This is a genomic window from Streptomyces sp. 5-10, assembly GCF_014712245.1.
Taxonomy (GTDB): domain Bacteria; phylum Actinomycetota; class Actinomycetes; order Streptomycetales; family Streptomycetaceae; genus Streptomyces; species Streptomyces violaceusniger.
Genome location: NZ_JACVYG010000005.1, coordinates 300,008 through 313,396, shown reverse-complemented (window position 1 = coordinate 313,396; position 13,389 = coordinate 300,008). Strand labels below are relative to the sequence as shown.

At 70.4% G+C, this 13,389-nt stretch carries 9 protein-coding genes and 1 pseudogene; 3 read left to right on the top strand and 7 right to left on the bottom strand.

Annotated elements, in window-relative coordinates; translation table 11 throughout:
* From IEJ02_RS09090 to hemA, 4 genes are all read right to left on the bottom strand, one after another.
* Positions 1 to 1,670 (bottom strand): type I polyketide synthase (locus IEJ02_RS09090; protein ID WP_223863587.1); only part of this gene is annotated, 1,670 nt, incomplete at its 3' end.
* 268 nt (positions 1,671 to 1,938) lie between these two features.
* Positions 1,939 to 3,006, bottom strand: coding sequence for a phenylacetate--CoA ligase family protein (locus IEJ02_RS09085; RefSeq protein ID WP_191064273.1), 1,068 nt, complete (start codon positions 3,004 to 3,006; stop codon positions 1,939 to 1,941).
* Complete coding sequence (locus IEJ02_RS09080) at positions 3,003 to 3,632, bottom strand: hypothetical protein (protein WP_191064272.1); 630 nt, start codon at positions 3,630 to 3,632, stop codon at positions 3,003 to 3,005. Before IEJ02_RS09080 ends, IEJ02_RS09085 begins: the two co-directional genes overlap by 4 nt.
* A 538-nt stretch (positions 3,633 to 4,170) precedes the next feature.
* On the bottom strand, positions 4,171 to 5,418 hold the full coding sequence (gene hemA / locus IEJ02_RS09075; protein WP_191064271.1) for a 5-aminolevulinate synthase: 1,248 nt from the start codon (positions 5,416 to 5,418) through the stop codon (positions 4,171 to 4,173).
* Between the two features lie 259 nt (positions 5,419 to 5,677).
* On the opposite strand from hemA, the gene IEJ02_RS09070 reads away from it, so the two are divergent.
* The 3 genes from IEJ02_RS09070 (at position 5,678) to IEJ02_RS50355 (ending at position 10,874) form a co-directional block, all read left to right on the top strand.
* Positions 5,678 to 7,219 carry a class I adenylate-forming enzyme family protein gene (locus IEJ02_RS09070; RefSeq protein WP_191064270.1) on the top strand — a complete coding sequence of 514 codons (1,542 nt, stop codon included), beginning with the start codon at positions 5,678 to 5,680 and terminating at the stop codon, positions 7,217 to 7,219.
* Positions 7,216 to 8,757 carry a long-chain-fatty-acid--CoA ligase gene (locus IEJ02_RS09065; RefSeq protein ID WP_191064269.1) on the top strand — a complete coding sequence of 514 codons (1,542 nt, stop codon included), beginning with the start codon at positions 7,216 to 7,218 and terminating at the stop codon, positions 8,755 to 8,757. The genes IEJ02_RS09070 and IEJ02_RS09065 overlap by 4 nt, the downstream gene beginning before the upstream one ends.
* Positions 8,758 to 9,101: 344 nt before the next feature.
* Positions 9,102 to 10,874, top strand: coding sequence for a ricin-type beta-trefoil lectin domain protein (locus IEJ02_RS50355; protein ID WP_191064268.1), 1,773 nt, complete (start codon positions 9,102 to 9,104; stop codon positions 10,872 to 10,874).
* Between the two features lie 14 nt (positions 10,875 to 10,888).
* On the opposite strand, the pseudogene IEJ02_RS09055 reads toward IEJ02_RS50355, so the two are convergent.
* The 3 genes and pseudogenes from IEJ02_RS09055 to IEJ02_RS09045 form a co-directional block, all read right to left on the bottom strand.
* Positions 10,889 to 11,800, bottom strand: a pseudogene (locus IEJ02_RS09055) (extracellular catalytic domain type 1 short-chain-length polyhydroxyalkanoate depolymerase); the annotation flags it as partial.
* A gap of 108 nt (positions 11,801 to 11,908) precedes the next feature.
* Complete coding sequence (locus tag IEJ02_RS09050; RefSeq protein ID WP_191064266.1) at positions 11,909 to 12,673, bottom strand: SGNH/GDSL hydrolase family protein; 765 nt, start codon at positions 12,671 to 12,673, stop codon at positions 11,909 to 11,911.
* A 158-nt stretch (positions 12,674 to 12,831) separates the two neighbouring features.
* Positions 12,832 to 13,368: a GNAT family N-acetyltransferase gene (locus tag IEJ02_RS09045; RefSeq protein ID WP_191064265.1), complete on the bottom strand. Its 537-nt coding sequence runs from the start codon at positions 13,366 to 13,368 to the stop codon at positions 12,832 to 12,834.
* Positions 13,369 to 13,389: the final 21 nt, after the last annotated feature.

The window sequence follows — 13,389 nt, the reverse complement described above, 5'->3', positions numbered from 1 at the left end:
GCCATCCCCACCCACTGCGACCCCTGACCCGGAAACACCAACACCGCACGACCATCACCACCCGCAACCACACCCCGCACCACACCCGCCACATCCCTGCCCTCAGCCACCGCACCCAAGCCCTCAGCCAAAGCCGCACGGCCGGACCCCAACACCACCGCACGATGCTCGAACGCACTACGCGTCGTCGCCAGAGAGAACCCGACATCCCCGGCCGGCAGCTCCGCCCGCTCCCCCACGTACGACGCCAGCCGACCCGCCTGCGCCCGCAACGCCGCCTCGGAGCGCCCCGACACCACCCACGGGATCCGGCCCGGAGCACCCTTCCCCTCGGCTCCCGCCACGCCCCGGGCCACCACCGGCTCGGGTGCCCCGGAGAGCACCACATGGCAGTTGGTCCCGCCCACGCCGAACGAGCTGACACCTGCGGTCAGCGCCTCCCGCGTTTCCCCCTCCGCGAGCCACGGTTCGGATGCCGTCTGCACCCGCAGCTTCAGCCGGTCCAGCGGAATATCCGGGTTGGGCGTCCGGAAGTTGAGGCTGGGGAAGAGCTCGCCGTGCTTGAGTCCGAGAGCCGTCTTGATGAAGCCGACGACACCGGCCGCGCCCTCCAGGTGGCCCACGTTGGTCTTGGCCGACCCGACCCGCAGCGGTGCGTCGGTGGGCCGTCGCACCGCGCCCAGGACCGCGCCCAGCGCCGCGGCCTCGATCGGGTCGCCGACCCTCGTACCGGTGCCGTGCAGCTCCACGTACCGCACCCGGGCCGGGTCGACCCCGGCCTGCCGGTAGGCGCGGCGCAGCAGGTCCTCCTGGGCCGCCTGGTGGGGGGTGGTGAGGTGGTCCCCGCCACCGTCGTTGTTGAGTGCGCTGCCGCGGATGACGCAGTACACGGGGTCCCCGTCGGCGAGGGCGTCCGCGAGGGGCTTGAGGACGACGGCGCCGCCGCCCTCGCCGCGTACGAAACCGTTGGCGCGGGCGTCGAAGGTGTAGGTGACGCCGTCCGGTGACAGCCCGCCGAACCGGGCGGCGCTGACGCCGCTCTCGGGGGCGAGGTTGAGGTGGACGCCGCCGGCGATGGCGATGGATGACTCGCCGCGGCGGATGCTTTCGCAGGCCAGGTGGATGGCCGCCAGCGAGGACGCCTGTCCGGCGTCGAGGGTGAGGCTGGGTCCGCGCAGGCCGAGGTGGTAGGAGACGCGGTTGGCGATGATGCCGCGGTGGAGTCCGGTGAAGCTGTGCCGGTCGATGGCGTCCGGGCCGCCCCGCCGGGTCAGCGTGGCGTAGTCGTCCGCGATCACACCGATGTACACGCCGGTGCGGCTGTCGCGGAGCCGGTCCGGAACGATTCCGGCGTCTTCGAGGGCCTCCCAGGTCAGTTCCAGGGTCAGTCGCTGCTGGGGGTCCATGGCCGCGGCCTCGCGTGGCGAGATGCCGAAGAAGGCGGCGTCGAAGTGGTCGATCCGGTCCCGGTCCAGGAATCCGCCCCGGCGTGGGGCACCAGTGTCCCCGCCCCACCGTCCCTCGGGGGCCTCCGTGATGGCGTCGGCGCCGTCGCGGAGCAGGTGCCGGAAGGTGGTGGGGTCGGGTGCTCCGGGGAGGCGGCAGGACAGTCCGACGACCGCGATCGGCGCGTCCGTCGTGTTCGGCGAGGTGCCGTCGGAACCCTTCATGAGCGTGACTCCCTGGATCCAGGAACGTAGGACGCCGGGCGCACACCAGCGCAACGCGAAGGTCTGCGCCGCGTCCGGGCAGGACAGCGGGACAGGAGAACGAGATGGCGAAGCGGGCGGGGAACGGGCGGGACAGGGGCGGGCGGGGCCCTCCCGCGTGGCGGATGCCACGCGGGGCGCTCATGTCCCGTTGGCCGGTGGCCCGTGGTCCGTGGTTCGCGGACCGTGTTCCCCGGGCTTCGTGGATGTCTTGTGGGTCTGGCGGGGCCTAGTAGATGCCTTCCGGCGCCGATCGCACGACCTGAAGTGGCTTGACGTTGGCGACGCCGTCACACGGCCACTCCGGGCCGGTGTCGTACCGCACCGCGAGGTCGCGCTCCAGCACATTGGGCAGGAAGAGGTCGTCGTGCAGGACGGTGAGCCGGACCTGGCCCTGTTCGCCGTATCCGACCACCTCGGACCAGTCGTCCTTGTCGACGACCGCCATGGTCACCTGTGGATAGTTCGGCAGGTACGGCATGAGGGCGCCGTCGTCCTCCACGGGCAGGCCCACGGTGTTGCCGAAGGTGTTGGCGTAGGTGACGACGACCAGTCCGCCGCCCAGGGCCTTGTGGAAGGACCTGCGCATGGCGGGGGTGGCGTGTGTCCCGCTGAGCCGTACGCCTTTCAGCGGCGCCACCAGCTCGGGCCTCGCCTTGATCAGGGCCTGCAGCAGGGCCGGGGTGGTGACGAGGTAGTCGACCGGCTGGTGCTCCAGGACCGCGGCGATCTGCTCGGTGATGTGGGCCGTGTACTCCTGCGCGTCCTTCAGCCTGCCGTCGCGCAGCAGCCGCTTGACCCAGCGGGGGTCGAAGTCGATGCCGTACACCCGGCCGTCGTACAGGTCGGCCAGGTCCACGGCGCCGTGTCCGATGAGGTGCGGGCCGGTGGGAGTGGCCTGGAGCCAGGTGCGGCCGGGCTCGAATCCCTCGCGCTCGATCACCCAGCGCCGCCAGGCGGCGCGGTGCTCGAGCATGGGCTCGGTGTAGAACACGCGGCAGGGGTTGCCGGTGGTGCCTCCGGAGTCCCAGATCCGGCCGGTCAGGGGCCGGGGCACGGCCTGGGGCACCAGTTCGGCGGGGTCCAGGGTGCGCAGGTCGCCCAGCGGCATCGGGCCGAAGGCGGTCAGCTCGTCGTAACGGGTGATGTCGCGTGGGTCGATGGCGAGTTCGGCGGCGCGCTTGAGCCAGTACGGGGTGCCGGTGTCCGGGTCGAAGTGGCGGCGGACGACCCGGCGGGTCCAGGCGTCGATGTCCTGCGAGAGCCACTGGTCGATCTGCTCGGTCACGTCCTTCACTGGGCCACCCCGGCTTCCGTGGAGGGGAGTTCGATGCCGAAGTCGTAGACCGCGGTCATCGCCTCGAAGACATGGTCCGGAGATTCCACGTGGACCACGGGGAACGACGCGTTCTGGAAGGTGCCGAACGCGGCGGGGCCGAGCACCAGACCCAGTTCGGTGCCGCCGTCCTCCAGCCCGCCGATCATGTGCGGGACGCTCACGGGGGCGGTGGGGTTGCGGCGGAAGAGATCGCGGATCTCCTCGGCGGTGGTGAGGGCCTTGCGCTCCATGCACGAGTGCACGGGCACCCGTGGGTCATGGAAGGTCATGGCCTCCAGTGTGGGCTCGAGGAAGTCGCTGATGTGCTGCTGGAGCGGCGAGTGGAAGGCCGCGCCGTGGTCGTCGGACACATGCAGCGCCCCGGCCGGGAACCGCGCGCCGAACTCCTGGAGCGCGGAGCGGTAGCCGCCCAGCAGCACCATGCGCTCCTGGCCCGTGCCAACCTTCCCGAGGTCGGCGGAGAGATACACATCGGGGACGTCGGCGAGCAGGTCGCGGACGGCGGTGTCGTAGGGGATCCGCAGCATGGCGACGGCCTGCGGGCCGTTGTCCGCGGCGGGCGGGGGTACTTCCCGCAATCGCATCAGAAGCGTGAAGAGATCCTGACGCTCGACGGCCCCGGCGAGAGTGGCGCCGACCAGTGCGCCGAAACTCAGGCCGCATACGGCGGCCGGTGTTATGCCGTATTCCTCGGCGAGAACATCCGCAATTCCTAATACGGCCGCGGCCTGACGAATGGCACCGATCCCTTGTCGGTGCTCCTGTCCGGGTTGCCGTTCTTCTTCGAATATCCGCTGGACGTCGATACCCGTCCACTCGGCGATTCGTTGATAGGTGTGCTGCACACTCGGAAAGAGTTCATACAGCTCTGCGCCGGCTCCCGGCTGATCGTTCATACCACCGTCGAGGACATACGCAAGCGTCACCCCGAAACCCCCGTTTCCGCCCGTTCGCACCGGGCCAAAGCGTGCCGCATCGCCGCGGCACCCCATGAAGTGCTCCCCCGAGATCCCCGTTCCGCTAGCGGGTCCCAAGAATCGCCCAGCTGTTCGCGTGGGCTCATCAAACCTCTCGCCGCCAAGGCGTGTCAAGCAAGATCGACATGCCTTGCGCCACCTTTGCCTAACCCTGGTCGACCTCATTGCGCGACCGCATTTCCGCGTCCTCGCGGGGGCCGCCGAGCTCCTCCCAGACCTGGTCAAGGGCCTTGACGAACATCTCCACCTCGGAGGTGGAATGCACGGCTCCGGGTGCCACCCGCAGGATCTCCTCACCGGCCCGTACGCTGGGCGAGTTGATCGCCTGCACATAGATGCCGTGCCGCTCCAGCAGCGCCGTGGACATCCGCTTGCACAGGGCCTCGTTCCGCACCAGCACGGACACGATGTGGGTGAGGTCGGAGATGAACGGGATCCGGCGCTCCTTCAGCAGCCGGTGCATCAACTGTGCGTTAGCCCACAACCGTTCCCTTTCGGCCTCCGAGGAGCGCAGATGGCGGACCGCGGCGAGGGCGGCGGCGGCCACGGCGGGCGGCATCGCGGTGGTGAAGATGAAGGAGCGGGAGAACATCCGCACCGCCTCGATCACCTCCGCCGGGCCCGCGATGTACCCGCCGTTGGTGCCAAAACCCTTGGCCAGCGTGCCCATGATGACGGTGAACCGGTCGGCCAGCCCCTCGCGCGCCGCGATGCCGGCGCCCTGCGGACCGTACATGCCCACCGCGTGCACCTCGTCGAGGAAGGTCATGGCACCATGGCGCTTGGCGATGTCGGCGATCTCCGCGAGTGGCGCGATATCGCCGTTCATCGAGTAGACCGACTCGGCGACGATCAGCTTGGGTGCGTCGGGGTCCGCGGCGGCGAGCAGTTCCTCGAGGTGCGCGGTGTCGTTGTGCCGGAAGATCCGCTTCTGGGCGCCGCTGTGGCGCAGGCCGTCGATGATGGAGGCGTGGTTGAGCGCGTCGGAGAAGACGACGCATCCCTCCATGCGGCCCGCGATGACGGACAGCGCGCCGTCGTTGGCGGTGTAGCCGGAGGTGAACAGCAGCGCGTCGTCCTTGCCGTGGAGTGCGCTGAGCTCCTTCTCCAGAGATACGTGGTAGTGGTTGGTGCCGCCGATGTTGCGCGAGCCGCCGGCACCCGCCCCGTACTGGTCGACGGCTTCCTTCATGGCCTCCAGGACGGCGGGGTGCTGGCCCATGCCGAGGTAGTCGTTGCTGCACCAGACGCTGATCCGGGGGGTGTCCTCGACGCCGCTGACGCTGGCGACGGGGAACTGACCGGCGAGCCGTCCGATCTCCAGGAACTCTCGCTTTCCACCGTCAGAACCCTCGGTGAGGCGCGAAAACAGGTCCAGATATTGGGTCGTCACGTCCACTCACTTCGCTTTTAGGCTACTTGGGGAGCGCGCAGAAAGCGGGATGAGCCGTAACGCCCCCCGCCGGCGCCAATCTACATGTGGTCGGCCGTCAATCGGTATGCCGAAAGGCAACCTCCGCACACCCGATCCGGTTTCACGGCAGGAAACTGACGGGTGACTGGAAGAAGGTTGCCATGCCGGGGGCAGGGTGTCATCCTTCAGCGGGAAACGGCACCTTGAACTCATCGGCACACGGCGAACTGGAGTTTCGATGTCTCCGACCGACAATTACGTCCGACGGGTCCTCGAGGCTCTATCGGCCGATGCGGAGCGGGTTGCCCTGCTCCGCGACGATGAGCGGTTGACCGCCGGTGAGTTCACCCGCACCGTGGTCGCGGCGGCGGAATTGCTGCGCCGCGAGATAGCGGAAGAAGAAATTCCGGTCGTGGCCGTGCTGACGGTCGCCAACACCCCGGCCACCATCATTCTGCGCTATGCGGCGAACCTCATCGGCGCCACGGTGGTCCATCTGCACTCCACCAACGCGGTGGACCCCACCGATCAGCTGGCCACCCGCGAGCGGCACGAGATCCTGAAGAAGACCGGCGCCACGTTCCTCGCCGTGGACGAGGAGAACCTGGGCCTGGCCCGGGAGCTGTGCGAGCGTCTGCCGGAGCCGCCCCGGCTCGCCGCGCTGGGCTCCCTCGGCCCCGATGTGCTGGACCTGACCACGGGCGACGCGGACGCCTTCGATCTGACGGTCGTGGAAACCGACCCCGAGCGCCCGGCCGTGGTCCTGTTCACCAGTGGCACCAGCGGCACCCCGAAGGGGGTGACACTCCCCTTCCGCGTCCGAACTCTCTATCTGCGGGCGGGACTTGAGGCGCCCGGCCCGATCACCTATCTGTCCACACTGCCGGTGAGCCACTCCAACGGCTCGGGCGCCGACCTCGCCCTCGCCTCCGGTGGCACGGTGGTCCTGCACGAGGGCTTCGACGCGAGCGCGGTGCTCGACGCGGTGGAGCGCCATCGGGTGTCCGCGCTCACCCTCACCCCTCCGCAGCTGTACATGCTGGTGGACCACCCGGCCATCAAGGACACCGATCTGTCCAGCATCCAGATCATCTCCTACGGTGGCTGCCCCGCCGCCCCGGCCCGGCTGGCCGAGGCGGTCGAGGTGTTCGGCCCGGTGCTGCTCCAGTTCTACGGCACCACCGAGACCAGCGGGATCAGCGTGCTCGCCCCGCCGGACCACTTCGACCCCGAACTGCGGCTCACCGCCGGCCGGCTGACCGCCGAGGTGCGCATCCGCGACCTGGAGGACCAGCGCGATCTGCCGGTGGGCGAGATCGGCGAGATCTGCGTACGGTCACCGTTCAACATGCTCGGCTACTGGCGCGAGCCGGAGCTGACCGCCGAGACCGTACGCGACGGCTGGGTGTACACCGGCGACCTCGGTTCCCTCGACGAGCGCGGCTATGTGCGGCTGCACGGCCGGGTGGGCGAGGTGATGAAGACCAACGGGATCAAGGTCCATCCCACCGCCGTCGAGAACGCGCTGCTGACCCACCCCGAGGTGGCCCAGGCCGCGGTGTACGGAGTGGCCGACGGGGACCGGGTGGAGCACATCCACGCCGCCGTGGTGCTCCGGCCCGGTGGCGCCGCCGACTTCACCTCGCTGCTCGACCATGTGTCCGGTGAGCTCTCGCCCAAGCACGTGCCGGCCGCCATCACCTTCCACGACGACCTTCCGCTGACCGGTGCGGGCAAGCCGGACAAGCAGCGGCTGGCCGCCCAGCGGGCCGGGGCATGACGCTCACCGCGGCGGCGGTGCTCGCCGAGTCCGCACTGCGGCGCCCGGACCACCCCGCGCTCGTCTTCGGCTCGCGGCGCATCACCTACCGCGAACTGTGGGACGCCACGCGGCGGTACGCCGCCGTACTGCGCGACCAGGGCATCGGCCCCGGCGACCGGGTGGCGCTGCTGCTGCCGAACACCCCGCACTTCCCGATGGTGTACTACGGGGTGCTGGCGCTCGGCGCGGTGGCCGTCCCGGTGCACGGTCTGCTGCGCGCCGACGAGATCGTCCATGTGCTCCGCGACTCGGAGTCGAAGGTGCTGGTGTGCGGGGCGCCGATGCTCACCGAGGGCGCCAAGGGAGCGGAGGTGGCCGGGGTACCGGTGGTCACCGTGCTGGAGGAGCACGACGGCGGCCGTCCGCGCCTGGACGCCCTCGCCGAAGGCGCCGAGCCCATCGAGCGGTGTGTTCCGCGCGAGCCCGGCGACCTCGCCGTGGTCCTGTACACCTCGGGCACCACCGGCCGTCCCAAGGGTGCGATGATCACCCACTTCAACCTGGTGATGAACGTGAGCACCACCATGCGCTCACCGTTCGACCTCGGTCCCGACGATGTGCTGCTCGGCTGTCTGCCCCTGTTCCACACCTTCGGGCAGACCTGCGGGATGAGCACCACCTTCCTGGCGGGCGGCACGATGGTGCTGATGAGCCGGTTCGACGGCCCCCGGGCGCTGGATCTGATGGTCACCGAGGGGTGCACCGTCTTCATGGGCGTGCCCACCATGTATCTGGCCCTGCTCGACGCCGCCGCCGAGGACCCCCGCCGCCCCGCCCTCGACCGCGCCTTCTCCGGGGGCTCGGCGCTTCCGGTGAAGGTGCTCGAGGACTTCCAGGAGGTCTTCGGCTGCCCGATCTACGAGGGGTACGGGCTGACCGAGGCATCACCGGTGGTCGCCTACAACCAGAAGGCGTGGCCGTGCAGACCGGGGACGGTGGGGCGCCCGATCTGGGGCGTCGAGGCGGAGATCGCCGCGGCCGATGTGGAGGACCGCGTCGAGCTGCTGCCGACGGGCGCGGTCGGTGAGATCGTCATCCGCGGCCACAATGTGATGGCCGGTTACCTCAACCGCCCGGAGGCCACCGCCGAGGTGCTGGTCGACGGGTGGTTCCGCTCGGGCGACCTCGGCACCAAGGACGCGGAGGGCTATCTCACCCTCGTGGACCGCAAGAAGGACCTGGTGGTGCGCGGCGGCTACAACGTCTACCCGCGCGAGGTGGAGGACGTGCTGATGCGCCACCCGGCCATCGCCCAGGTGGCCGTCGTCGGACTGCCCGACGAGGTGTACGGCGAGGAGGTGTGCGCCGTGGTGCGGCCACGCCCCGGGGAGGTTCCGGACGCGGCACTCGGCTCCGCGATCGTGGCGTGGGCCAGGGAGCGGCTCGCCGGGCACAAGTACCCCCGCCGGGTGGAGTTCATCGACGCCTTCCCCCTGGGCCCCAGCGGCAAGGTGCTCAAACGCGAACTCGTCGGCCGCTTCACCACCGGCCGGTAGCCAAGCGACCGCCAGCCGAGCGACCGCTGAGCGCTCCGCGGGAAGTGGCGCCATGCGTCGTTGGCCGACTGCGGCGCGGTCGTGGCTGGTCCCACGCGGCGGAGCCGCATATCGACACAGCCGCGCGGCGGAGCCGCACATCGACACGGCCCCGCGCCCCTTCGGGGCGCTGCCCGAACCGTAGCGGACTTCCTCCGACCTGCTGAGCCAACCGGCTGGTAGCCAACCGGGCGGTAAAGAATTGTCGCCTCAGGGGAGTTCCTGGCGGATACCTTTACCCGCACCCGCGCCCTCCACCACTATGGGCACTCGTCTCACTGTCGGTGACACGAGGAGTGGTGAGGGTGACCGACCCGCACGGAACCGAACCCGATGCCACCACCGGGCAGCGGCCGTACCCCCAACTGTCCGACACGGAGCTCACCGAGCGGATCCGCTCCGGGGCGCCCACCGCCCTCCCCGCCACCCAGGAGCTGAGGGAGCGCCACCATTCGGCGGTGCTGTCCTACGCCCGGCTCTGCGGCAGGACCCGGGCCGACGCCGACCAGCTCGCCGACCTGTCCTTCGGCCTCGCCGCGCAGGAGACCTGTCGCGGTATCGACCCCTGGGGGCCGTGGCGCCACCATCTGCTGCTGCTCGTCCAGCGGGTGGCCGCCACCTGGGCGGAGGGCGGCCGGGGGGAGCGGCTGGATCCCGCGTTCGCCGAGTGGCTCGGCCACTGTGGCATCGCCGCGGGCGGTGAGGCCGGACTCCCGAGGCCGAGGGAGCGTTCGGCCATGCTCGGCGGCTTCCTCACCCTCTCGGCGCGCACCCGCGACGTCCTGTGGTACAGCGTGGTGGAGGAGGAGCCCGACACGGTGGTGGCCACCTTCGCGGGAGTGGCGCCGCACACCGTCCCCACGCTCCGGGAAACGGCTCGGAGCGCGCTGCGCGAGGCGTGGCTGCGGACTCATCTGGAGCGTGGCGGCGAGCAGACGTGCCAGGGGTTCCGGGCACTCATCGAGGCGGCCGTACGCCCGGAGAACCCCCGGCGCTGCGACGACCTGGACCGCCATCTGTCCGGCTGCCTTTCGTGTGCCGGGGTGTACGGCGACCTGATCCGAATGGACGAGGATCCCGGTCCCGTGATCGCCGATGGCCTCCTGGGGTGGGGCGGAACGGCCTACGTCACGGCGGAACCGGTCGGCGGTGTGCCGTCGGTGGGATCGGCGGCGCCGTCGCCCGCGGAGCCGCCGCGGCCGGAGCCTCCCCTGGCCCCCGCTCCCCCGCCGCCGAATCCGCCGGTAGGCCCCACGGGTGTCGCCGGAGTCGCGGCGCATGTGCCGATGGACGGTGGCTCCACGGGACGGCGCCCGCGGACCAGGATCGGCTCCCGGCCGCACGCGACGGCAGCGCTGGTCGCGGTGGCGGCCGTGGCGGCGGTGGCCCTCACCGTCGCCCTCCTGGTGTCCGACGGGGACGACATGGCCACGGCCGGCCGCGCGAACACCCCTGCCCCCACGGCCACCCCGGCGACTCCTTCGTCGGACCCGACGACGGATTCGCCGGCTCCGACGAAGAGGCCACAGCGCCCGCCGAACCCCGGTGGCATGACCGAACCGCCGACAACGGCCCCCGTCCCCCCTCTACCGAGCACCGCACCGGCACCCGCCGCCCCGATTCCGGACGACAGCTACACGGCGGTGATCAACGCCGCCTCCGGGCTCTGTCTGGACATCCGCGACCAGCAGCTGGAGAAGCGTACGGACGCCATCCTGGCCCAGTGCAGCGGGACCGACACCCAGCGGTGGCGGCTGGACTCGGAGGGGCTGCTGCACACCGAGGCCGATCCCGACTTCTGCCTGGACTCGCGCGGGGACACCGACCGGGGTGTCGGCATCTGGCCGTGCTCGTCCGCCGACGGCGACAACGGCGAGAACCTGCGGTTCGCGGTCGACCGCCACGGAGTGATCCGCCCTCATATCGCACCCGACTTCGCGGTCACCCCGGACGGCGACGACCCCGACAGCGAGGTCGAGCTGCGCTCGGCCGAGGACCGCGACGACCAGCGGTGGAACGCCGGCCTCGGGGATGCCTCGGCCGATGTGTCGGTGTCGGACGCCACCCCGGCACGGTGACCGTCAGCGGGTCATCCGGCGTCCAGGCCGAAGAAGGTGATGGCCCGTGCGGCCATCCCGGCGGCCGGGAGGGAGTGTCCGGTGCCCTGAACGCTGATCGCCTCAACGGGGGCCTGGTTGCCCGTGGCGCCGTAGCGGGTGCGGGTCCAGGAGGACTGCGGATGGTCCGTGAAGGCCGGGGTCTGGCTCACCCCGAGCACATTGGTCCACTGCTTGATCTCCTCGCCGAAGTTCGGATAGCGCAGGGTGCCGTCCTCGGTGCCGTGCCACAGCTGCATCCTGGGCCGGGCGCCCTGGTATCCGGGGTAGGCCCCGCGTACCAGATCGCCCCACGCCTGCGGTGTCCTGGTGATGGTGCCGTTCGCGCAGGCGGTGTTCCAGCCGGATCCGTCGGTGGTGGCGAAACAGCCGAAGGGTACGCCCGCGAACGCCGCGCCCGCCTTGAACACATCCGGGTAGTCGCCCAGCAGGACGTTGGTCATCATGGCGCCCGACGAGGCGCCGGTGACGTACACCCGGTTGGGGTCGGCGTTGTGACGCTGCTGGGCGTAGCGGACCATCGAGACGATGCCCACCGGGTCGCTGCCACCGTCGTGCCGCAGCGCCTGCGGGGAGGAGACGTCGAAGCAGGCGCCGCTTCTGGTGGCGGAGGGGTAGATGACGATGAAGCCGTACCGGTCGGCCAGGGAGGCGAACTCGGTACCGGAGTAGAACGCGGGCCCCGAGCCCGTGCAGTAGTGCACCGCCACGAGGACGGCGGGGCGTGCCGCGACGTTGTTCGGCACGTACTCGTACATGCGGAGGTTGCTCGGGTTGTTGCCGAAGCCCGTGACCTCGGTGAGCGAGGCGGCCGCCGCCGGTGGCGGTGCCAGCAGGAACAGTGAGGCGAGCAGCGGAAGTACGCCGCCGAGTAACGCCGCGGCCATCGACCTCGGTGTCCTTCGGCGGCGTCCGGGCGTGCGCGGGGTTTCCGCGCGGGCGCAGGTGGGGTTCATGTGACGGTCCTTCCTGGGCTGTGACGGTGAAGGGGCTGCTCATGCCACCCGTGCTGCCGACCCGCCGCCATGCGCCCCGGACCCGGTGGTGGCGAGCGAGGGGTTGCCGATGCTGCCCGGCACCGACTGCAGCGCCCGCCACCAGACGTCGGCCATCTTGTTGTAGCCACCGGCGTTGGGGTGCACTCCGTCGGCCAGGTCCGCGGGCGTCAATGCGCTGTACATGTCAACCAGATGGACGCGCTTGCCCGCGTTGACCTTGCTCTGCACGATGCCGGGGATCGCCGCGTTGTACGCCCGCACGACCGAGTCACTGAAGCCCAGCGGGGTGATGGTGGCGACGAAGAGCTCCGCGTTCGGCGCCTGGGCGGTGATGTGGTCGATCAGGGTGGAGAGCCTGGCCGGCGCCCCGGCGGGGTTGCTGCCATAGATGTCATTGGTCCCGATATGCAGCAGGATCGAGTGCGGGTTCTGGGTGCGCAGCCAGTTCACGACGTTGTCGTCGATCTGCTGGATCGTCCAGCCGGAGTGGCCCTCATGGTCGTGATCACCCAGGCCCGACGGGCCGTTGAAGAGCGAGCCGACGAAGTCGACCTTGTAACGGCCCGCCGTGAGCTTCTGCCACAGGCCGACACGGTAGCCGCCGGGGACGTTGAACCCGTCGGTGATCGAGTCGCCCAGCGGCATGACCTTCACCCCGCCGTTGGACTCGGCGCGGGCCGTGCCGACGCCGAGCGGGACGAGAACGGCGAGGAACGCGAGTAAGGAGATCAGGGCGGCGAGCGGATGTCTGGTGCGTGCCATGCGCTTTCCTTTCGGCGGTCCAGGTACGATCCGTGGGCGGCCAGGGGCGGGGTACGGGCACCCCGGGGCCGTGGGGCGCATCAACAACAGTCATGGGAGCGCTCCCATATTGGTGTAGGGCACCGCTCCACCACCGTCAAGCCCTCTCGCCCTTCTCCTCACTCCGCCTGCGGGGAAACGGCGGTCCGAGAAACGGCGATCTGCCGGCGGAAGCACACCCGGTGCTGTCCGGGGCCGTCGTAATCGCCGTGCACGGGAAGGCCGTTGACCTCGCGGTCGCCCTCCTCGAGCGTGAACCCCATCGCCCGGTGGAAGGCCACGGACCCGGTGTTCAGCGGAGAGGTGATGGCCTGCACCTCACGGCGGCCCGCCTCGGCGGCGCGCTCGAAGAACGCCGTGTAGAGCCTGCGGCCCACGCCCTGTCCGCGCAGTTCGGGGGCCACCCCGACGAAGTGGATGTACGCCCCGTGGTCGTTGTCCGCGGAGTGGAAGCCCACGAGGAACGCCTTGATCCCGTCGCCGTCCTCCAGCACCAGGCTGGTGCCGGAGAAGAACTGCAGAAACAGCCTGGGCAACAGCAGGGACAGCTCACGGGCCTGGTCGGGGGTGCGTGAGTCGCCCCACCAGCTCCGTACGCACTCGACGATCGTCCCGTGGTCGGAGACATGGGCCCTGCGCAGTGTCATCTCGCTCATGGCGCACCAGGCTAGTGCGGC